Here is a 21,007-nt window from a genome sequence, read left to right on the forward strand (position 1 = left end):
ACCAGGCTATCACCATGTTCAGTATTAAGAAATTTTTATCTCCCTGTCTGGTTGCACTCGGCTCAGCAGCTCATTCTCAAGCGGTTGACAGCAGCCTTATTTTTAAAAAAAATGTACAGCAATACAGTGAGGAACGGTTTCTTACCCAGCAGTATTTCTATAATCCGGCCAACAGGTCGGATTATAGCACTGTGTCATTTTCAGAGCTCAGCATTTCCTATCAGAACGAAAATAAGAACATTTACCGTCAGCAGTCTGGTTCCGGATCAGAAGGTTTTTCCGTCAACGCCGCATCCTATCAAAAAACAAAAAAGAATAATTTCCTCTGGGGTAATGCCGGTTACAGCAACATCAATCTGAAAAACATCAAATGGAACGAAGATTTAGACTATGAACGGGTGGCTCCATATATTTTATCCGATTCGGTAGGCGGAAACAAAAATCTTGAAGTCTATCAGTTTGGCGGGGGATACAGCAGGCAGTTCAGCAGATTCAGTTATGGTATCGAAGCCCATTATACGGCGCAGATGGCTTTCCGGAACAGAGATCCACGCAGTAAAAACACGACATCGGACCTAGTTTTAAGAGCGGGTGCGAATTACGATATTTACAAAAATTTGCAGGTAGGTGGATTCGGAGAACTGAATTTATATACCCAAACCGGTTCTGTAAATTTTGTAAGTACCGTCAATAAACCCATAATTTACCAAATGGTAGGTTTCGGATTCAGCAATAATTTTTTTAGCAGCGAATATGCTTCCGTACTGTTTGAAGAAACAGGATACCAGGTTGGCGCTCATATATCAGGCAGCAAAGGAAAAGATTTTTATATCAGGGGAAGTTTAAAAAGATCGAATAATGTAAAGGGAATTAAACCTAAAAATGCCAATAATTTTCTGGATGCAAGTGATCTTGAAAATGATCTGTATGCTATCGAAGCGGCGAAGTTCTTCAGCTTCGGTAAGCACAGAACCGGCCTTATGGTTTCGTACACCTCCGATATTCACACAGGATATGAGTTCGGGTATACCCACAATACCGAAATGATTCAGCAGATCTACAAAAGGGCTGCGTACAAACGCGAAAATTACAATTCCACAGCGAAACTCTTTTATCAGTTCACGAATGATAATTTTGTAATGACTTTAGTTCCGTTTTTTAATTACAGCGAAATAACCGACCGCAGGATCTATTCGTTTTCGGGACAAAAATATGATGCTTTCACTTTCGGCATGCATACTGCCTTTCAACTGGAACTTTCAGATAATCAGGTGCTTTCTTTTAAACCCCGGTTTTCTTTCCGGAAAGTGAATAATGCCGTCAATGCTTTGGACCTCAGTCTCCGGCCGTCCATTGCAGATTGGGTGCTGCACGATTACCGCTTTCTCACAAGCAATACATCAACTTATGGCGCCAGCGTTCGGTATGACATTAAATCAGAAAAACTACCTGCATTTTTTGTAAGCGGAGAATGGTTTGCGCAAAACATTCAGCAAAAGCACAATAATTTTGCAGGCGCAAGTTTTGGCATCACCTTTTAGACGGCTTTATATCAACAGTTAATCAGTACATTTAAAAATGAAGAAATACATCATCGCATTTGCCGTATTATCAGTTTTTTTCCTGTGGAGTTTTACGCCGAAAGTGAGCATTAGGCTATCCAACATACAGGATCCAACCATTGATGATATCGTTAAAAGCTACAAAAAGGCAATTGCAGAGTGGCCAAAACCGAATATTGACAAGGGTGTGAAATGGTCAGAATTTTCTTCTGTTAAAAGAGATTCTCTGTATTTTGAGGCACAGGACAGACCCGAGGTCATTTTGGGAAAAATGCTGTTTTTTGACCCAAAGCTTTCAAAATCGAATCAGATTTCGTGCAGTACCTGCCATGACCCCGAAATGGGTTGGACGGACAGAAGACGCGTTTCCATCGGGAACAACCATCTTTCAGGGAACCGGAATACCATTTCGCTCTTCAACATCGCGGACCGGACCACATTTTTTTGGGACGGACGGGCAAAAACACTTGAAGAGCAGGTCGCCGGACCTTTGGGTGCGCATCATGAGATGGATATGGACGTGAAATCGCTGCCCGCAAAAATCAAGAAAATCAAAGGTTACCGGCCTTTATTCAAAGACGCTTTTGGAGATGACAAAATCACCTATCCGAAAATTGTGAAAGCCATCGCCGAATTCCAGAAAACAATTAAAAGTCAGCCCAGCCGTTTCGATCAGTTCATTGACGGGAATTACAGTGCGCTTTCCGACCGCGAAATTTACGGCATGCACATATTCCGCACCAAAGCAAGATGCATGAACTGCCATAACGGTAAAAACCTTACCGATGAATCATTTCATAATATCGGTTTAACGTATTATAAAAGAGAATACGAGGATTTGGGACTCTACAGTGTAACCGGAAAGCCAGAAGATGTCGGCAAATTTAAAACCCCGCAACTCCGCGATCTCCTGTTGACAAGACCATGGATGCACAATGGTTTATTTGATGATCTGGAAGGTATTGTCAATATGTACAACAGCGGAATGCACATGATCGATCCGAAACCTGATCAAAAACTTAAAGATCCCAATTATCCGGTTACAGATTCGCTGATGCAGCCTTTAAAGCTGACAAAAGATGAAAAAAGGGCGCTCGTTCTGTTTTTAGAATCGCTTACAGGAACCAAATTCAAAATGCGCCGGCCGGAATTTCCTGTGAAGTAGCGACGATAATACGCGGTTTTTACAAGACCTGATTACAAAACTCAAGGTGTAAGGTGTAACTGAGAAAGTTAGTAAAGTAGATTGCTGATGACAGAGCGGTAATGTCGGAGTCATTGAGTTTTTAATGATGTAAAACGGTCGCATTGAAGAGTGTCTTTGCGGGGATAGTTCCTTTACTCATTATTTATTAATTGTATTTTCTGGAATCGTGATATGCTGCGCATTTGCACTGCGCTTCGCTCCGTTCTGAAACCGTAGGTTCGGCGTAGCCAATGACAAACCGCGTTGATCTGACAGCGTGGTTGTCATCCCGACGAAGGAGGGACTGCGCTCCGTTCTGAATGACATAGCGCGGTTGTCATTCCGACGAAGGAGGAATCTCCACTGACTGGTGCTCAAAGTAAGAGGTTCAATTCGATTATGCTTCTGAACTTCGTTCGCAGACCTTCAGTCTGTGTTCTGAGACCGAAGGTTCGGCGCAGCTAATGACAAAGCGCGCTCATCTGACAACAGTTGTCATTCCGACGAAGGAGGGACCTCTGACAAAGAGATTCTTAACTACGCTGCGCTCCGTTCTGAATGACATAGCGCGGTTGTCATTCCGACGAAGGAGGAATCTCCACTGACTGGTGCTCAAAGTAAGAGGTTCAATTCGATTATGCTTCTGAACTTCGTTCGCAGACCTTCAGTCTGTGTTCTGAAACCGCAGGTTCGGCGCAGCCAATGACAAAGGCGCGGGCTCGGATTAAACGACCTAGGAGTTTTTTGCGTTAAGAAAAAATGAAATTTCTCCAGAAAGCATCTTGTTAGTTTTCTTGCATAAAAATTTTCAGTGTCCGAAGCGCGGCAATCAATTGATTCGAAGAAAGGTGCATGTATCCGCGCAAGTTTGAAAATTTTCTTAGAGAAATTTCACTTTTTTAGCAAAAAGATCCAGTCTTGATTTTTTTGGTTCTTTTTTCATCAAGGAAAAAAGAACTAAAGAAAATAAGGTTTTTTGCAGAGTTTTGAAGATTAATGACATTGACTACGTAGAATTACTTCGCTGAGATTTTTCACTCCGCTTCGCTGCGTTCTGAATGACAAACGCGGCTGTCATCCCGACGAAGGAGGGATCTCTTTTTCATAAAATAATACATTTCCACATTCTTCATCGTCAGCCCAGGCGATCGCCGCAAAGGACAGATTATGAATGCAGCGAGGACGAAAAACATAACGATCTGTTTTTTTGCTACTTTTGCATTTGCAAAACACTATAAAGTCTTGAACCCAAACACCGCCATCCGCGCCGTCAACATCTCCAAACAATACCGCCTCGGCGAAGTCGGTACCGGCACCCTTACGCACGACCTGAACCGGGCCTGGGCACGCCTACGCGGTAAAGAAGACCCCTTCCTCAAGATCGGCGAAAGCAACGACCGCGCTACCAAAGGCGAAAGCGACTATGTCTGGTCGCTCAAAGACATCAACTTCGAAATTGAGAAAGGAGACGCCGTGGGCATTATCGGGCGCAACGGAGCCGGGAAATCAACCCTTTTAAAACTTTTGAGCCGCGTTACCAAACCCACGACCGGACATTTCGAAGTGCAGGGCAGGATTGCTTCTTTGCTCGAAGTGGGGACCGGCTTTAACCCTGAAATGACGGGCCGTGAAAACATCTTTCTGAACGGTGCTATTTTAGGTATGAGGCGTAACGAAATCAAAAGGAAGTTTGACGAGATTGTGGATTTTGCGGGCGTGGAGCGGTATATCGACACGCCGGTGAAACGCTATTCTTCGGGGATGTATGTGAGGCTGGCTTTTGCGGTGGCCGCGCATCTGGAATCGGAGATCCTGATCGTGGATGAGGTATTGGCTGTAGGCGACGCCGAGTTCCAGAAAAAGTGTCTGGGCAAGATGGGCGATGTGAGTAAAGGCGAGGGCAGGACGGTGCTGTTTGTGAGTCATAATCTTACAGCAGTAAAAACTTTATGTACAAAAGGTATCGTTCTAAAGAATGGAAATCTCGCTTGCAGTGGAAGTGTGAATGAGGCGCTTATTCATTATAATGGTGATAATATTAGAGAGAATATGGGCGTTAAATTCGATCAGTCCTTACAACATTTTAATTCTCCGAAATTCGCTTTAGAAGAAATTAAAATAGTTTCTAAAGATAATACGGATTTAATCCTATTAGAACAAAATACAGAATTTTTTATTCAAACAAAGTGCGTTGTTAAAACCTCTGCGGAAAGAATTCATTTATCCTTTGTTTTTAAAAATTCAGAAAACATTACGATTTTTACAAGCACAAATAGTCATGAACCATTGAAGGTAGGTGCCAATCTGGTCCGGTTTAAAATTCCGGCTAATTTTTTAAATATAGACAAGTACAGTTTAGATCTGTATGTTATCTCAAATAAAAAGCAAAGCATTTTATTTGAAGAGGATGTTTTATCGTTTACCGTTTTGCAAAAGGAACGCGAAGCGGGAGATTGGATGGAAAGGGAGCCAGGATTCATTACTACTAATTTTGAATGGCAATGATTAATTTGCTTAAAAAACATATTTTAAGTGTCCTTTATTCAGATCGATATTTAGACAATTTTCTATATACTTATTTAAAAATTTTACTTTTAAACAAAATATCGCATGAAAAATTAGGTGTATTTAAGATTAAAAATTTTCGTGATCTTGCTCCAATTAAAAAAATTTTAAATGGATACATCTACAACAGTAAAACACAGAATAACAATAGCGTAGTGGTCCCAGACTTAAGGCTTTATATGCTACGAGAGGCGATCATTCATGCAAAATCCTCGGCAGTTGTAATTAATTCTACGATTTACTACGAACCTGTCAACGATAACGAAAGGTTCAATGGAGGTTTTGTACAAGTTCATAATTCTAAAAATGCCGTTGTAAATGTTGGAAACCCGGTAGTATTCAGCGATGGCTTCTTTTTAGCAGGCAACGGGAGTCACAACTGGTATCATTGGTTAATTGAGATTTTACCAAAAATGTTTTATTATGACAGCGAATATTCGCGAAACATTTTAGTAAATCAAAGTTGTAAAGAAATACCAAGTATGGCTGAAACTTTACAAGCACTTGTAGAAAGTTATGATGTTAATATTATATACCTGGATCCTTTGAAGACCTATAGAATTAAGAAATTATATTTTATAAACGAAGTCAACAAATTAATGTATAATGAGCTTGATTTTGGGAAAGCGACTCAGCCATTGTATTATTACAGAAAAGAATCACTGGAGAAATTGTCAGAAGTTTTAAAGAATAAATATGTAACAGACTCCAAGTCAAGCGTGGAAAAGATTTACCTGCAGCGACCAAACACCCACCGTATTCCTGGCAATGAGAAGGAAATTGCAGAATTACTTGGATCAAATCGATTTTCATTTATTGATTTATCAAAATGCAGTATACATCAACAGGTTGAAATCTTTGCCAGCGCTAAGCAAATTGTCGGTACTTCCGGCGCTGCCTTCACAAATCTTTTATTTTGCAGACCCAACACCAGAATTGTCATTTTTATGCCTGATAATTACTCCTCATATCAATTTTATAAGGAAATGGGCGAACTTCTTCAGTTAGATGTTGTTTATTTATATTATAAAAATGGTAGTAATACCCATGAACACAGCGGGTTTACTGTTGACAAGAATAAATTACACCGCTTAATTGAAATGTATGAATAAACCTACTATAATTAATTACGACAAAATCGGTTCACCCGTTCTAGGCTACATCACTATTGCCGAGAACCAACGGAATGTTCCATTTGATATAAAACGGGTCTATTGGACTTACTACACCCCACAGGATGTAACTCGAGGAGGTCATGCACACTATAATCTGGAACAGGTTATTATTGCTGTTTCAGGAAAAATTACTTTCACTACTGAAGATGTAGACGGAAACAAAGAAGAATTTATCTTAGATAGTCCGGACAAGGGCTTATATATCCCGAAATTGATCTGGCGCGATATCAAGTTTTCGCACAATGCGGTCTTGCTTTGTTTGGCTTCGGAAAAATATATAGAATCAGATTATATAAGAGATTATGAAACATTTTTAAAGATCACAAATAATGAAATTTAACAATCGAAATGTTTTCATAAGTTCCTCCGTAAAAATTGGGAATAATGTTAGAATAGGAGATAGTACGGTGATTTATGATAATGTAGTTCTTGAGGATAATGTTACAATCTGTAATGATTGTGTCATTGGAGAACCACGGAATGAATATTATAGTGATGTTAATTATCAAAATCCGCCAACAATCATTGGGAAAAATTCAATGATTAGAAGTCACTCCATTATTTATGCAAACAGCACTTTTGGCGAGGGGTTTTCAACAGGACACCGTGTTACAATCAGAGAAAATTCAAAATTTGGAAAGTTTTGTAGAATTGGAACTGCAAGTGATATTCAGGGCCATGTTGAATTTGGTGATTATTGTTGGCTACACAGCAATGTGCACATCGGTCAAAAATCTACTATCGGTAATTTTGTATTCATCTATCCTTACGTGGTGTTCACCAATGATCCGCATCCGCCTTCGAATATTTGTGTTGGTCCTAAAATCGGTGATTTTTCACAGGTTGCAGTAGGAACCGTAGTGTTGCCGGGTGTGCAAATTGGAAGGCACTGTCTTATTGGAGCGCAGTCATTAGTGGGAAAAGATGTTGAAGATTATCAACTTGTTGCCGGTAATCCTGCCAAAGTTCTGAAAGATGTTAGAGATTTAAGATCAAGAGAAACAGGCAAATCACATTATCCGTGGCCATATACATTTGATAGAGGAATGCCTTGGGATGATATTGGATTTGAAAAATGGAAAAATGATAATGGATACATCAATGATTAAATTCCTCGACCTTCAAAAAATCAATCTTCAATATCAGGAAGAAATTGAGGCGAAACTTCTAGAAACCTTCCGCAGCGGTTGGTATCTCTTGGGTAATCAGGTAAAATCGTTCGAACAGAATCTCTCTCAATATATAGGCAGTCCAAATGCAATCGGCGTCGCAAACGGTTTAGATGCGTTGCGGCTTACTTTCAAAGCCTGGCTGGAACTCGGGCAATTAAAAGTAGGTGATGAAGTTATTGTCCCTGCAAATACGTATATAGCTTCCCTTTTAGCCATTACCGATAACCAGCTGAAACCGGTTTTTGCAGAACCTGCTATTGGTAACTATAACCTGGATATTTCAAAAATCGAAGCACTCATCACGCCTAAAACTAAAGCCATCATGGTAGTTCACCTCTATGGGCAAGCCTGCTGGTCAGAAGAATTGGAAGCTTTGGCAAAAAAATACGATCTGAAAATCATTGAGGACAATGCACAGGCCATAGGTGCAGAATGGAACGGCATTAAGACCGGAAATTTGGGCGATGCCGCAGGTTTCAGTTTCTATCCTGGTAAAAACCTGGGTGCGTTAGGCGATGGTGGAGCAGTGATCTGTAAAGATGCCCTTTTAGCTAAAACCATTAGAACTTTGGCCAACTATGGCTCCATAGAGAAATACATTAATAAATACCAGGGACTTAACAGTCGGCTGGATGAGATGCAGGCAGCGGTACTGGACGTCAAGCTGAAATACATTGACGCTGACAATAAGAAACGGAGAATGATTGCGGAAAAGTATATTTCATCCATTACCAACTCAAAAATTACACTGCCCAACTTGCCCGAAGATCCTGAAGCTCATGTCTGGCATCTTTTCGTCATCAGAACAGCTCAGCGCGCAAAACTCCAGCAGTATCTGCAGCAACACGAAGTGCAGACACTGATACATTATCCTGTACCTCCGCACAAACAGAAAGCATACAAGTATTATAACCATTTAAATTTCCCAATTACCGAGAAAATTCATGACGAAATTTTAAGTTTGCCTATAAGCCCGGTGATGGAAAGAGAAGAGGTAGAGCGGGTGATTTCTGTATTAAATAAATTTTGAAATGAATGGAAAATAAAACATTAGTTTCAATTTGTGTAATCTCATATAATTCTTCAGAATTTGTTTTAGAAACGCTTGAAAGCGCAAAGAGACAGAGCTATGAATATATTGAGCTCATTATTTCAGATGATGGTTCGGAGGATCATACCGTAGAACTTTGCGATCAATGGCTGAAAAACAATGGGGCTTGTTTCCATAGCACAGAACTCATAACCGTTCCTAAAAACACAGGAATTCCTGCGAATTGTAATAGAGCGGTTAAATCCGCAAAAGGAAAATGGATTAAATTGATTGCCGCTGACGATATTCTTTTAGAAAACTGTGTTAGAGATAATCTGGAATATATGCAGAGAAATGCGGAAACTAAAATTCTGTTCTCGGCGATGCAACCGTTTGTGGATGAAAATGGAAAGAGGGAATTTTTAGAGCCCGTACAGTTATCCCAGAGTTTCCTCGATTTAGATGCTGGTCAGCAGTTTATCGAAATTATATTTGGCAAGATGGAGGGTGTTGCACCCACTTTATTCATTGACAAAAAAGTTTATTTAGATTTGAATTACTATGATGAAGCATTTAAACTCGCGGAAGACTATCCCTTTTGGTTGAAATGTACCGCTAATCAACTTAGGTTTGCTTCAATGATTAAATTAACGGTGCTTTACCGTCTTCACAGTAAAAGCACAGCAGTGGCTAAAACTGAAAATGGGGTCATGTTCCAGGACAGGATTAAAATTTTTAATCAGTATCTGGACCGTATCCTGGATAATGAAAATGGTAAAACCCAATTTTCAGATTATTACAAATCTAATAATCATTCATTCATTAAGTTCTGTACAGTCTCAGAGAATATGGAGCTGTTACGAAATGTAAAGAAAACTAATAAAATTTCTGGGTTATATTATTTTCTGGTAAGAAATTACTTGCTAACGTTCTCAAAAGGAGATTGGCTGTCCAGACTAGTACGAAGTATAAATTACCGAATTTTGCTACGTCTGGAATAAAATAATTATAACTTTTTTAAATATAATGACACAACCTCTTTTCTCCATTTTAATCGCCCAGTACAACAACGGGAAATACTTTAGGGATTGCTTTGACAGCATTATCGCACAAACCTACGATAACTGGGAGGTGGTCATTGTGGATGATGGCTCTACTGACGACTCTGTCGCGGTAATGAAAAACATGATTGGAGAGGATCCGCGTTTTAAACTCGAGTTTAACGAAAAGAACGAAGGTTGCGGGTTCACCAAACGGCGCTGCACCGAACTGGCTGCAGGTGAAATCTGTGCATTTTTAGATCCGGATGATGCGATTACGAAGGAAGCGCTGAACGTAATGGTTGACGAACATGCGAAATATCCGGAGGCCGCTGCTATCTACTCACGGCCTTATTTGTGTGATGAATTTCTCAATATCGAACATGAAGTAAAATCGGAACAGGTCACAAACGGTGACCCTTATTTTTTTGATCTGGAAGGGAAACTGTTTGCATTTCTATCGTATAAAAAAAGCGTTTATGACAAGACTTTCGGGATCAGTAGTGACTTGAAACGGGCTGTAGACCGGGATTTGGTTCTTAAACTCTATGAGGTAGGTCCCTGTTTATATGTAGACAAACCTTTATACAAATACAGGATTCATGACAGAGGTATTTCTACCACTCAGAATGAAGATAAAGCCTATTATTGGTTGTGGGTTACCATAATAGATGCTGCGCGCAGAAGAAATGTAAATATTGAAAATCTTTTTATAGATAAAGCTTTAACCGGCAGAAAACAAATGGCGCTACAAAAGGAAATAGATGGTTATAATACCTCTGTAATCTTTAAGATGCTTAGAAAATTAGGACTGTTTAAAACGCTAAAAAGGTGAGAGTAGAAATTTTTACACGTTCAATGAACTGGAAACTGTATCAGCTAAGCCAAGATACGATTAAGTTGCCATATAAACGAAATCGCTGCCGCTTTACTACGGCAGACGGCTATTTTTATGACAGGATTTTAAAGAGTAAAGCAGATTTTGTAGTAAATGTTGATGAGGACGCCTTTGTAACCGATAACTCAAGACTCCAAAATTTAATCAATCTATGTATTGAAAATAATTATGTGAATTGCGGTGTACCTGACGGAGGTGTGATGAAGATCAGAAAACATAATCCTATTGTAACAAATCCTTTTTTTAACATCATCAACGTTTCAGAACTTAAAAAAGAATTTGATTTAGAACATGTTATGAGGTTTTACAGCACACACCAACAAGATTTTGAGAGACATTGCCCATCGCACTTATTGCGGTCAAAGTATGAGTACGATTTTTATGAACCTTATGTACCTTTTTTCCTATGGTTGAATACAAATTATAAGACACTATTTTTGGATGCAAATGAACATCAAGATGGCCATTCGAATGTAGTGTTGGACCACGAGGGAAGTCCCTTTTTAGTTCACTCATGGTACAGCCGTCTTTATGGTATAGATGACTTTCATACCCAAAGAATTGATAGTCTTTATAAAGAAGCGACAGATAAGAAAATGCCGAAAGAGGATACTGTATTGGATAAACTTATTATGGCTTCAGATCGATTCGGAAAGCAGTATTATGAAATTAAAGGGCGGGTTGTTGCTAAGTTGCAAAGAACTTTTTAGAATGGCAGGAAATAATCTCATCAGCATCATCATTCCTGTTTATAATGTTGCACCATTCCTAGCTCGGTGTCTTGACAGCGTAGTCAATCAGACGTACAGTAAACTAGAAATAATTTTGGTTAATGATGGCTCTACGGATTCATGCCCACGAATTTGTGATGAATATGCTGCAAAAGACAATCGTATAAAAGTTATTCACAAAGAAAATGGAGGCTTGTCCGATGCACGGAATGCAGGAATAAATGCAGCCACAGGCGAACTGATATCGTTTGTGGATAGTGACGATGTACTTTCGCAGCAATTTTTTCAAAAACTATTAGAAGCACTTGTCACATACAATGCCGATATCGCAGAGTGTGAATTTAAGAAATTCATACATGAAACTGAACTCATCTCTTGTAGCGACGAATTAAAGAATAGCTTTCAAATATTGGAAGGGGAAATAATAATGGAAGCACTCTTCAAGGGACCTTTTCATGTCATGGTGTGGAATAAGCTTTACAAGACAGCATTACTCCGTGGAAGGCTCTTCCCTCTCAATCGAATCAATGAAGATGTGTTCTGGACATACAGGATTTTTGGCGAAGCAAGTAAAACAGTTAAAATAGATGAAGAATTATACTTTTATCGTCAGCGTGAACATAGTATTATGGCCAGCACATATTCCCTAAAGCGTCTGGATAGTTTGCATGCTTATGAAGAAAAAATTGAATATTTAGAAGAGAAGTTCCCAAATCTTGTAAAGGACGTCCGAAAGACTTACTGCTTTCTACTCATGGAGAATTACATTCAATTACAGCTGCATCCTAATGTTGATCCGGAGGGTTTCCATCAGAAAACTATATTATCTAAAATTAAAAAATATAATAATCGGGATGAAATTAAAAACTGGCATTGGAAAGATGTCGTATGGTTTTACCTCTTTTTATGGTCACCTACCAGATATAGGTCTCTGCGAAAATACATGGAGAGAAAGTCTGCGAGACTGCAAAATGTAACGGCATGACAAAAGAAAGTTCGACCACATTCCGTAAAGTCATAAATCAATATCCGCATTTTAAAAGAAAGTTATTGTGGCTTTATGATTTAGCGAATGCATATTTACCTTTTATTATAGGGACACTGACACGATTTCCTGCTTATATTCAGAATAAAATGAATTCCAAAGTACTCGCAAAACCTGGCACCCTGTCGTATGCCGGTGGAGTGTTTAATCCTGGAGCACTTGTGTTAGACAATAGGAGAATTTTTCTTCTCGCAAGATCACAGGTAGTTCCCTGGTTTAAGGCCCGCGGCAAATACAGGCAATATTACTTGCAGGGGGCTCCTGTCGGATTTATATTAGAGTGTCAATCATTAAAAATTACAGAAGAATTCGTTATAACGCGGACTACAGAATTTCCAAATGATGAGAGTTACGCGATAGAGGATTTCCGGTTATTTCGCTGGAAAGGCATGAGCATGGTTAATCATAGTCTTATAATTAAAGGGAAAACAGATGGTTTTATTTATCAGGAAGCGGTACAATCCGCCCTGTCCTGCTTCGATGAAACAGAAAAATCATTTCGCTTTTGTGCATTACCAAAAGTTGACTTCCCAACGGAGAAATTTGAAAAGAACTGGATGTACAGAGAACATGGCGAGGAACTTTTGTTATTCTATTCTGTTAACCCATATAAAGTGCTGGCTTTAGAAGTTGAAGGTCAATTTGTTTTTAAGACCATCATCAACCGCCAGTTTGGGGGTAAGCTAAAGGATCCGGGAGGATTCGGCACGATGGTTTCTTACAGTACGAATCCTATCGATTTCGATGATGCACACTGGTTAATGGTTATACACCAGATAAAATACACAAGCGTGGGAAGGTGTTATTATCATTGGGCTGTACTGATTGACAATACGACTTTTTTCCCCGTAAAGATAACCTCTATACCAATTTTTTCAGGGAAGGGAGCACGCGGCCGATTGCCCGGTTATCGGTATATTTCCTCCATATTGAACGTTGAAAACGAAATCCTATTTTTTGCCGGCGAAGGAGATGTGTATGTGACTGTAACTAAAAAACCGGTCACTGAACTGAGTGATCTGTTTGTGGATATATAATAATTAAAATGAATTATCCGATTAAAATTTCTGTTATTATACCGGTCTTTAACGTCGAAAGCTTTTTACCACAATGTCTCACGTCGGTTATTAATCAAACTTATAGCAACCTGGAAATTATCTTGGTTGATGATGGCTCAACAGACCTGTCAGGCCATATTTGTGACGAATTTGCTATGAGCGATGGCAGAATAAGGGTTATCCATCAAGAAAACAGTGGAGTGTCTTCCGCCAGAAATGCTGGTATTGAACTAGCAACAGGAGAATACCTAACTTTTGTGGATAGCGACGATTGGTTAGAAGCCGATATGTACCAATGCATGGCTCAAGTCTTACAGGAAACCGAGGGTCTGGACGTGGTGATGTGCGATTTCATACTAGAAAAGACTGGGGAAAGTGAAAATATCACTGCCAATATCAGAGGAGGTAAGTATAAAAAAAAGGATATTATAAAAGAACTTTATCCGAATTTATTGGTTACTGCGGATTTAGGCCGATTACCTATTGTTGCTACGTGGAACTGTCTGTTTAAAAAAGAGTTATTGTTATTTAATAAAATCACTTTCGATGTTAGTTTAAAGTATGCCGAAGATTATCTTTTTATGGCAGAGATAATTATCTCTGCTAATTCATTTTACTATCTTAAAGATAATTTTCACTATCATTACCGCCAGTATGATGCCTCAAGATCCAAAATATATCAGGCAGATTGGTGGAATAATTTATTGAATTTAAACAGTAAACTGAAATCATTGGTTCACGAAAATAAAGACTACGATTTCAGCAACCAAGTGCAGTGGCAGCTTATCCATTCTGCGCTTTTTGTAAGTGGTGCTATATCTCGGGACCGTAGAATAAAAAATAGAAATAAAGTTATATTTTTACGAAAAGTATTTAATGATGATGCTTTAGTTGCGGCCTTTCATAATTTAAGGTATGATAAACAGCCTTTTGCGTTAAAAATGGTTCTCTACTTATTTAAGCATAAAGCAGCAGTAGGATATATGGTATCTAGAAAGTTAATCGAGACTATCTCAAAACTTAAAGACAATAGCGCCCACTAATATGTAGATTCTTTATTGATTTGTAGTGCCGAATTTTAATATGAATTAATAATGATAATCACTGTTTTTACTCCAACTTACAACAGAGCTTACATATTACACTACCTCTATGATTCATTACTAAGACAAAATAGCTTTAACTTTGAATGGCTAATTATTGATGACGGTTCCACAGATAATACGGAAAAGTTGGTGAAAGAATGGTCTGAAAAAACCACACAGTTTACCATTAGGTATCATAAAACCCAAAATAGTGGTAAACCCCGGGCGATAAATAAGGCAATCGAATTAGTACAAAGTCCATATATTATTATTGTTGATAGCGACGATTTCTTAACAGATGATGCAATAGACTTCCTTTCCGCCAAAATAAAAGAGATTGATGCGTTAAAAGAATTCGTCGGGATTGGTATTATGAGAGGGCAAAAAATGGGTATTCCTTTGGGTATTCCTTTGTTTTTAAACCGCAGTTATATCGATGCCACCAATTTAGAACGGAAAAACTATGGATTAAATTTTGACTGCAATGAATTATACAAAGTTGAAATTTTAAGGAAATTTCCTTTTACCGTTTGGGAGGGAGAGTTATTTTCGCCTGAAGAAATTGTTTTAAATGAGATGGCTTTGCATGGATATAAGGTGAGGTGGTATAATAAAGTTGGGATAATATCCGAGTATCTGAATGATGGACTTACCGTAAACGCTTTTGATTTAATTAAAAATAATCCTATGGGTTATGCAATGCTGTTTAATCATAAATTAAAATACCTACAAGCATTTACAGACAGATATGTAAGTGCTTATCTAATGGTTTGTTACTGTATATTAGGGAAAAATATCTTTTACTTAACCAAGAGCAATGATAAATTACTCACTTTTTTTGCCTTTCCCACGGGAGTGGTAGTCGCACTGCGCAGGTTGGTACAGTTTAATAAAAAGTTGTAATAATTCCTAAACAAAGATTCATTGAGAATTCTCTACATCACGAACGGCATTACCGGCTCCGGCGGACTCGAAAGGGTGCTGTCGGTAAAAGCGTCGATGTTGGTGGAGGATTTTGGGTATGAAGTGCATATCATCAGTTTAAATGAAAAAGGTGAGGACACTTTTTTTGACTTCTCACCTAAGATTATCCGCCATGATTTCGAGGTTTCAGGAAACGCCTATGTCTATTTAAAGGCTTACGTGCACGGTTTGCGGCGCACCGTCGAGCAGATACAGCCGGACATCATATCGGTCTGTGATGACGGTTTGAAAGGTTTTTTCCTACCGCGTATTCTCAAAACTAAGGTTCCGGTCATTTATGAGCGTCATGTGTCGAAACAAATCGAAGCCGGTGCCGCGCAAGGTTTCTTCCAAAATATGGTCACCAGAAGTAAGTGGGTACTGATGGAGAAAATGGCCGCAGATTTTTCAAAATTCATTGTCTTAACAGAGGGCAACAAAAAAGAATGGAAGTCGCTCAACAATCTTGAAGTCATTCCCAATCCACTGCCTTTCAGCTCTGAACCGGCTTCATCGCGACAGTTGAAAACGGTAATCTGTGTGGGTAAAATCTCCTATCAGAAAGGACAGGATTTGTTGGTTGAGATATGGAATGAGATTTGGAAAAAGTATCCTGACTGGAAGCTCGAACTGTATGGCAAAAGCGACGGAAGTTTTCTTGACACGGTAAAACTTAAAGAAAAGAACATCTATCACTACCCGCCGGTGAAAAACATACATGACAAATACCTGGAAAGTTCAGTGTACGTACTGCCGTCACGATTTGAAGGTTTCGGCATGGTCCTCATCGAGGCGATGAGCTGCGGGTTGCCGGTCGTGAGTTTCGACTGTCCGCACGGTCCGGGCGACCTCATTTCCGATGGACATGACGGCTTTCTGATTGAGAACGGCCATATCGAGTCCTTTGCCGAAAAATTAAGCCAGCTGATGCAGAATGCGGATCTCCGACAAAAATTGGGTTCTGCTGCTAGAGAAAATTCTAAAAAGTATCTCCCGGAAAAAATTGCCAGCCAGTGGGATCGGCTTTTTAAATCCCTGCTTTCTTAACCTCAACCTCAACCTCAACCTCAACCTCAACCTTAACCTTAACCTCAACCTTAACCTCAACCTCAGCCTCAATATTTTGAAAATCCTCTACCTCACCGACCAGCTCTACCTGCACGGCGGCATTGAAAAAGTGCTGATGCAGAAGGTCAATTATCTGGCGGATACCGCTGGCGATGAAGTGACCGTGCTGACTTACCAACAGCAGGGCCGGGCACCGGTGTATGAACTCAGTGCTAAAGTCAGGATGAGGGATTTAAATATCAATTATGAGATTGGCAAAAGCTATTTCAATCTTACCAACCTGATGAAAATGCCCGCTCATATTTCGGCACTGCGGAATACCATCCGGCAGGTGCAGCCCGATGTGATCGTCAGCTGCAGCTTGGGACCGGACTTTTATTTCCTGCCTTTTGTGTGCGGCAAGAGCCCGGTGATCAAAGAGTTTCATTCGTCGCGCTACTTTGGATTTCAATCACCCTCGAGAGGAAAAGCAAAATTGCTGGATAAACTAAGCTCATGGGTTGAGAAAAAGTACACGCGCCTCGTGGTCCTGAACCCGGACGAGGTGCCGTTTTATCGTTCAGGCCACATTTCGGTGATTCCCAATCCGGCAGAAATCACAGAAGTCCGTGCAGGCCTTAAAAACAGGCGGATTCTTGCGGCAGGTCGGATCTCACCGGTAAAAAACTTCGCCAATCTTATCGAAGCTTTTTCCAGGCTGAATGCGCAGTTTCCCGACTGGGAACTTCATTTCTGGGGCGAAGATTATGTGGGGACGCAGGATAAGCTGCAGGCGCAAATCGAAAGTCTAGGACTCGGAAAGCAAGTCCATTTTATGGGTGTTACGTCTAACCTTCAACATGAAATGCAGAAGTACAGCATTTATGCCATGACCTCTGAAACCGAATGTTTTCCCATGGTGCTGCTCGAATCACTGTCCGCAGGTCTGCCGGTTGTTTCGTACGACGCACCCACCGGTCCGCGGCATATCATCACTGACGGTGAGGACGGCTATGTTGTGCCTTATAAAAATTTGGATATTTTTACACAGAAATTAGAAAAGTTGATGACCGACGAAAATTTAAGACGGAAAGTGGGGGACAAAGGCCGCGAAAACGTGCAGCGTTTTCATACCAATAAAGTCATGTCGCAATGGCGGACCCTTTTTGAACAGCTTGTCACCCAGCAGAAAAACAATTAACAAACGCCCAGCCTCAACCTTAGCCTCAACCTCAACCTCAACCTCAATCTCACCCATTTGTTCGACTGGATCCCCACAAGCAGCTATACAGGCATCTACTACCATGTGATGCTTTTCATGATGTTGATCACATTGCTTCATGGCTATAGCGCGGAGTTATTCAGTACGGGTACCAAAAACTTCGCACGGGGTATGGGTTTTTTCCTGCTGGTGTTTATTATCCTCTATATGGGTACGCGACCGGTAAGTTGGGTATTCGGCGATATGCTTACGTACTCTAAATCCTATAAACTGCTGACGGGCGGGGAGAAAGCAGACGTAAAAGGTGACTTCATCTTCAATTATTTCATGATTTTCTGTGCGAAGATCATGAACGACCGTTCCTTTTTCTTTCTCTGTACCTTGCTTTATACGGTGCCGTGTTATATTTTTTCGCGCAGATACAGTGGCTCTTACTGGTACTATGTCTTTTTTATCTTTATCGGTTCCTATATGTTCTGGCCCTTTGGCACGAACGGGATCCGCAACGGTATCGGGACTTCGCTATTCATCCTGGCCCTGTGCTTTTACGACAGGAAATACCTGATGTATACGCTAATGGCACTGTCTGTCGGAATTCACAACTCACTGATCATCCCGATTGCCGGCTTTGCAGTGGCCGGTGTGTATAAAAATCCGAAACTCTATTATTATATCTGGCTCGCGGCCATCCCGCTCTCACTGATCGGCGGCGGTTTCTGGGAAAACCTGTTTGGCGGCATCGGTTTTGGCGGCGATACCAGGGCAGAAACCTACCTCACCAAGGGCAATGTGAACAATGATGTATTCGCCTACAGCGGTTTCCGGTGGGACTTCCTGTTTTATTCCTCATTTGCCGTATTTGCGGGGTGGTATTTCATCTTTAAAAAGAATATTACCGACAAATTCTATATCCACCTTTGGGGAACATACATGATTGCGAACGCCTTTTGGATCCTGGTGATCCGTGCTAATTTTTCCAACCGTTTTGCGTATCTTTCGTGGTTCCTGATGGCGCCGGTAATTGCGTATCCGCTGTTGCGCTATAAGCTTTTTCCGAACCAGTACCGGGTTATTGCGGTGGTGATTGCGGTGTATTATCTGTTTACTTATTTAATGTTTTTAAAAAGCTGAGTATGAACAAAGCATTAATTATCATTCCCTATTTCGGTACAATACCAGTTTGGTTTCAAGTTTTCTTGGATTCATGTTCTTCAGCTTTTCTAGACTTTTTGCTCATTACAGATGATACTTCATACTACCAGTTTCCTGCGAATTTTCGCGTAATCTATCAAAGTTTTGATGAATTTACTTTTTTCTTCAGAAGCCGTTTAGGCGAGGAAGTGTATTTGGCACACCCGTATAAATTATGTGATTATAAACCTACTTACGGAAAAGTATTTAGCTCGGAAATAAAAGGCTATCAGTATTGGGGCTACTGTGATATTGATTTAGTATTTGGAGATATTGATCATTTTCTCGAAAAATTTTTTGAAACAGGATTTGATAAATTTTCCAGATTAGGACATTTTTCTTTGTATAAAAATACGGATGAGAATAATTCTTTATTCAGGATGAAAACACCGAGGTGGAACTTTGGTTTTGTAAAGTCAACTACAATTCCCTGCCTTTTCGATGAAATAGCGATAAACGATATTTTCATCGAAAAAAAAAAGAATTTGATTCACAGTCATATATTTCATAATGTTAATATGAACTATAAAAATTTTGCCGTTGGTGATGGCTTGCCTAATTTTCCGACATTAATAGTAAAGAGAGGTTTTAAATTATACCTTGCAGAACTGAGAGAAGGCTGTATTTATGAAAAGGAATTTTTTTATGTACATATCCATCGAAGACCTAATTTGCCAAAGCCAGATCGATTATTAAATTATGTAATTACTGTAGATGGGTTTCTTCCTTTTGCGGATGAGAAAGAATTACTACAGCTGTTTTCCCAGTTTGGCCTGCCAGCATCAGAAAAGGAGGAGTTGGCTTTTAGAAAGAAATGTAGGAAATCTGAGTGTAAAGAGAAATTAAAGAAATTAAGGCGCGAAATCAAATTTTTTAAATTTAGAGGGATGTATAACATTCTTTTTCATTACTACCTAAGCAGACAATGACAACGTTTTATTAAGTGCTTTATTTATTTGAGATTCTCTCATTTAAAAATCTGATGTGGAAAACAATCAAAGAAATTTAAACCTGATATCGATTATCATTCCCTGCTACAATGCTGAGGCTGTCATTTCGCAGTGCTTAGACAGTATACTCGCGCAAACCTATCAAGATTATAGGGTTTTCTGCATCGATGACGGTTCTACAGATAAAACACCTGAAATATTAGCGGATTTTGCAGTAAGAGACCAGCGTATTCAAATTATTACCCAAACGAACAAAGGGATTGCGGCCGCCCGGAATGCCGGTCTCGCTGTTGCCTCCGGCGAATACATTACCTTTGTGGATGCAGACGACTGGCTGGAGCCTGATGCCCTGGAGAAAGCGCTCGGCAGCCACACCGAGGACATCATCTGCTTTTCCTACTACCGGAACTTTCGCGAAGGGCAGACAGCAAAAAGTTTAGGAATCGAAGGCGTTTTCAGCGCCGCGCATATCCAGCGCCGCATCATTGGACTGGTAGGAAAAGAACTGAAAGACATCACTTCATTTGATGCGCTGATTACCTGCTGGGGAAAAATCTACCGAAGAAGCATTATTAAAGAAGTCCGGTTCAGGGATCTTAAAGATTTCGGTACCTGGGAGGATGGTATCTTCAATGTCGAAGTTTTTGAGAACGCATCCCAGGTGCGCATTATCAACAAGCCTTACTACCATTACCGTAAAATTCCGCATTCTACCTATACCACAAGCTATAAGCCTGACCTTTACGGAAAGTGGAAAAATAAATACCAATGGATCAGTTCGTACCTGTCTGCCCATCAGAAACCGGCGGTTTACAAAGAAGCCCTGGACAACAGGATCGCGGTAACCACTTTAAACCTCGCGTTTAATGAAATGAACAGCGGCCTGAACTTTAAGCTTAAAAAAGCGAATCTTCTGCTAATCCTCACTGACACCACGTATTCGGATGCCATTGCCCGCTTCAGTCTTCGCGAGGCGCCATTTCCTTGGCCGATTTTTTATTATTTTGCAAAAAACCGTAATGCATTCGCAGTCACGCTGATGGCGGATCTTATCTACCGTTTAATCAACCGAAAAAACAATTAAACA

The 21,007-nt window shown here is 40.0% G+C and carries 20 protein-coding genes; 19 read left to right on the forward strand and 1 reads right to left on the reverse strand.

Annotated features, from left to right (window positions below):
- Window positions 1–14 precede the first annotated feature (14 nt).
- Window positions 15–1,541 (forward strand): DUF6850 family outer membrane beta-barrel protein, encoded by a 1,527-nt coding sequence (locus tag QEP06_RS08855; protein ID WP_285269930.1) that lies wholly within the window; start codon window positions 15–17, stop codon window positions 1,539–1,541.
- 37 nt (window positions 1,542–1,578) lie between these two features.
- Window positions 1,579–2,727, forward strand: a complete 1,149-nt coding sequence (locus tag QEP06_RS08860; protein WP_285269931.1) for a cytochrome-c peroxidase — start codon at window positions 1,579–1,581, stop codon at window positions 2,725–2,727.
- Window positions 2,728–2,907: 180 nt separating this feature from the next.
- Here the strand turns inward: QEP06_RS08860 and QEP06_RS08865 are convergent, their stop codons facing one another.
- Window positions 2,908–3,075: a hypothetical protein gene (locus tag QEP06_RS08865; RefSeq protein WP_285269932.1), complete on the reverse strand. Its 168-nt coding sequence runs from the start codon at window positions 3,073–3,075 to the stop codon at window positions 2,908–2,910.
- Window positions 3,076–3,990: 915 nt separating this feature from the next.
- Between QEP06_RS08865 and QEP06_RS08870 the strand changes: the two genes are divergently transcribed.
- Genes QEP06_RS08870 through QEP06_RS08950 form a run of 17 tightly spaced genes read left to right on the forward strand, consistent with a single transcriptional unit; the run spans window position 3,991 to window position 21,004 of the window.
- A complete protein-coding gene (locus tag QEP06_RS08870; protein WP_285269933.1) occupies window positions 3,991–5,253 on the forward strand; it encodes an ABC transporter ATP-binding protein in 1,263 nt (420 codons plus the stop codon).
- On the forward strand, window positions 5,244–6,425 hold the full coding sequence (locus QEP06_RS08875) for a glycosyltransferase family 61 protein (protein WP_285269934.1): 1,182 nt from the start codon (window positions 5,244–5,246) through the stop codon (window positions 6,423–6,425). Before QEP06_RS08870 ends, QEP06_RS08875 begins: the two co-directional genes overlap by 10 nt.
- Window positions 6,418–6,828 (forward strand): sugar 3,4-ketoisomerase, encoded by a 411-nt coding sequence (locus QEP06_RS08880; RefSeq protein ID WP_285270085.1) that lies wholly within the window; start codon window positions 6,418–6,420, stop codon window positions 6,826–6,828. Before QEP06_RS08875 ends, QEP06_RS08880 begins: the two co-directional genes overlap by 8 nt.
- The gene (locus QEP06_RS08885; protein WP_285269935.1) at window positions 6,818–7,597 is read left to right on the forward strand and encodes an acyltransferase; all 780 of its coding nucleotides are present in this window, start codon (window positions 6,818–6,820) and stop codon (window positions 7,595–7,597) included. Before QEP06_RS08880 ends, QEP06_RS08885 begins: the two co-directional genes overlap by 11 nt.
- Window positions 7,590–8,690 (forward strand): DegT/DnrJ/EryC1/StrS family aminotransferase, encoded by a 1,101-nt coding sequence (locus tag QEP06_RS08890; RefSeq protein ID WP_285270086.1) that lies wholly within the window; start codon window positions 7,590–7,592, stop codon window positions 8,688–8,690. Before QEP06_RS08885 ends, QEP06_RS08890 begins: the two co-directional genes overlap by 8 nt.
- A 5-nt stretch (window positions 8,691–8,695) precedes the next feature.
- The gene (locus QEP06_RS08895; RefSeq protein ID WP_285269936.1) at window positions 8,696–9,691 is read left to right on the forward strand and encodes a glycosyltransferase; all 996 of its coding nucleotides are present in this window, start codon (window positions 8,696–8,698) and stop codon (window positions 9,689–9,691) included.
- A gap of 25 nt (window positions 9,692–9,716) precedes the next feature.
- On the forward strand, window positions 9,717–10,565 hold the full coding sequence (locus QEP06_RS08900) for a glycosyltransferase (protein WP_285269937.1): 849 nt from the start codon (window positions 9,717–9,719) through the stop codon (window positions 10,563–10,565).
- 23 nt (window positions 10,566–10,588) lie between these two features.
- A complete protein-coding gene (locus tag QEP06_RS08905) occupies window positions 10,589–11,338 on the forward strand; it encodes a hypothetical protein (protein ID WP_285269938.1) in 750 nt (249 codons plus the stop codon).
- A gap of 1 nt (window position 11,339) precedes the next feature.
- The gene (locus QEP06_RS08910; RefSeq protein WP_285269939.1) at window positions 11,340–12,344 is read left to right on the forward strand and encodes a glycosyltransferase family 2 protein; all 1,005 of its coding nucleotides are present in this window, start codon (window positions 11,340–11,342) and stop codon (window positions 12,342–12,344) included.
- The gene (locus QEP06_RS08915) at window positions 12,341–13,441 is read left to right on the forward strand and encodes a hypothetical protein (RefSeq protein ID WP_285269940.1); all 1,101 of its coding nucleotides are present in this window, start codon (window positions 12,341–12,343) and stop codon (window positions 13,439–13,441) included. Before QEP06_RS08910 ends, QEP06_RS08915 begins: the two co-directional genes overlap by 4 nt.
- Before the next feature lie 8 nt (window positions 13,442–13,449).
- Window positions 13,450–14,505, forward strand: coding sequence for a glycosyltransferase (locus tag QEP06_RS08920; RefSeq protein ID WP_285269941.1), 1,056 nt, complete (start codon window positions 13,450–13,452; stop codon window positions 14,503–14,505).
- A 51-nt stretch (window positions 14,506–14,556) separates the two neighbouring features.
- Complete coding sequence (locus QEP06_RS08925; protein WP_285269942.1) at window positions 14,557–15,450, forward strand: glycosyltransferase family 2 protein; 894 nt, start codon at window positions 14,557–14,559, stop codon at window positions 15,448–15,450.
- 21 nt (window positions 15,451–15,471) lie between these two features.
- The gene (locus tag QEP06_RS08930; protein ID WP_285269943.1) at window positions 15,472–16,557 is read left to right on the forward strand and encodes a glycosyltransferase family 4 protein; all 1,086 of its coding nucleotides are present in this window, start codon (window positions 15,472–15,474) and stop codon (window positions 16,555–16,557) included.
- Complete coding sequence (locus QEP06_RS08935; RefSeq protein ID WP_285269944.1) at window positions 16,514–17,758, forward strand: glycosyltransferase family 4 protein; 1,245 nt, start codon at window positions 16,514–16,516, stop codon at window positions 17,756–17,758. The genes QEP06_RS08930 and QEP06_RS08935 overlap by 44 nt, the downstream gene beginning before the upstream one ends.
- Before the next feature lie 57 nt (window positions 17,759–17,815).
- Window positions 17,816–18,910: an EpsG family protein gene (locus QEP06_RS08940; RefSeq protein WP_285269945.1), complete on the forward strand. Its 1,095-nt coding sequence runs from the start codon at window positions 17,816–17,818 to the stop codon at window positions 18,908–18,910.
- A gap of 2 nt (window positions 18,911–18,912) precedes the next feature.
- On the forward strand, window positions 18,913–19,899 hold the full coding sequence (locus QEP06_RS08945; RefSeq protein WP_285269946.1) for a DUF6625 family protein: 987 nt from the start codon (window positions 18,913–18,915) through the stop codon (window positions 19,897–19,899).
- A 55-nt stretch (window positions 19,900–19,954) separates the two neighbouring features.
- Window positions 19,955–21,004 (forward strand): glycosyltransferase family 2 protein, encoded by a 1,050-nt coding sequence (locus tag QEP06_RS08950; protein WP_285269947.1) that lies wholly within the window; start codon window positions 19,955–19,957, stop codon window positions 21,002–21,004.
- Window positions 21,005–21,007 lie beyond the last annotated feature (3 nt).

Origin of the sequence: Kaistella rhinocerotis (assembly GCF_030243905.1) — a bacterium.
GTDB lineage: Bacteria > Bacteroidota > Bacteroidia > Flavobacteriales > Weeksellaceae > Kaistella > Kaistella rhinocerotis.

Excerpts from the sequence above, each read along its gene's own strand:
- QEP06_RS08855 (WP_285269930.1), top strand. The coding sequence starts at position 15 with ATGTTCAGTATTAAGAAATTTTTATCTCCCTGTCTGGTTGCACTCGGC.
- QEP06_RS08860 (WP_285269931.1), top strand. The coding sequence starts at position 1,579 with ATGAAGAAATACATCATCGCATTTGCCGTATTATCAGTTTTTTTCCTG.
- QEP06_RS08865 (WP_285269932.1), bottom strand. The coding sequence starts at position 3,075 with ATGTCATTCAGAACGGAGCGCAGTCCCTCCTTCGTCGGGATGACAACC.
- QEP06_RS08875 (WP_285269934.1), top strand. The coding sequence starts at position 5,244 with ATGGCAATGATTAATTTGCTTAAAAAACATATTTTAAGTGTCCTTTAT.
- QEP06_RS08880 (WP_285270085.1), top strand. The coding sequence starts at position 6,418 with ATGAATAAACCTACTATAATTAATTACGACAAAATCGGTTCACCCGTT.
- QEP06_RS08885 (WP_285269935.1), top strand. The coding sequence starts at position 6,818 with ATGAAATTTAACAATCGAAATGTTTTCATAAGTTCCTCCGTAAAAATT.
- QEP06_RS08890 (WP_285270086.1), top strand. The coding sequence starts at position 7,590 with ATGATTAAATTCCTCGACCTTCAAAAAATCAATCTTCAATATCAGGAA.
- QEP06_RS08895 (WP_285269936.1), top strand. The coding sequence starts at position 8,696 with ATGGAAAATAAAACATTAGTTTCAATTTGTGTAATCTCATATAATTCT.
- QEP06_RS08900 (WP_285269937.1), top strand. The coding sequence starts at position 9,717 with ATGACACAACCTCTTTTCTCCATTTTAATCGCCCAGTACAACAACGGG.
- QEP06_RS08905 (WP_285269938.1), top strand. The coding sequence starts at position 10,589 with ATGAACTGGAAACTGTATCAGCTAAGCCAAGATACGATTAAGTTGCCA.
- QEP06_RS08910 (WP_285269939.1), top strand. The coding sequence starts at position 11,340 with ATGGCAGGAAATAATCTCATCAGCATCATCATTCCTGTTTATAATGTT.
- QEP06_RS08915 (WP_285269940.1), top strand. The coding sequence starts at position 12,341 with ATGACAAAAGAAAGTTCGACCACATTCCGTAAAGTCATAAATCAATAT.
- QEP06_RS08920 (WP_285269941.1), top strand. The coding sequence starts at position 13,450 with ATGAATTATCCGATTAAAATTTCTGTTATTATACCGGTCTTTAACGTC.
- QEP06_RS08925 (WP_285269942.1), top strand. The coding sequence starts at position 14,557 with ATGATAATCACTGTTTTTACTCCAACTTACAACAGAGCTTACATATTA.
- QEP06_RS08945 (WP_285269946.1), top strand. The coding sequence starts at position 18,913 with ATGAACAAAGCATTAATTATCATTCCCTATTTCGGTACAATACCAGTT.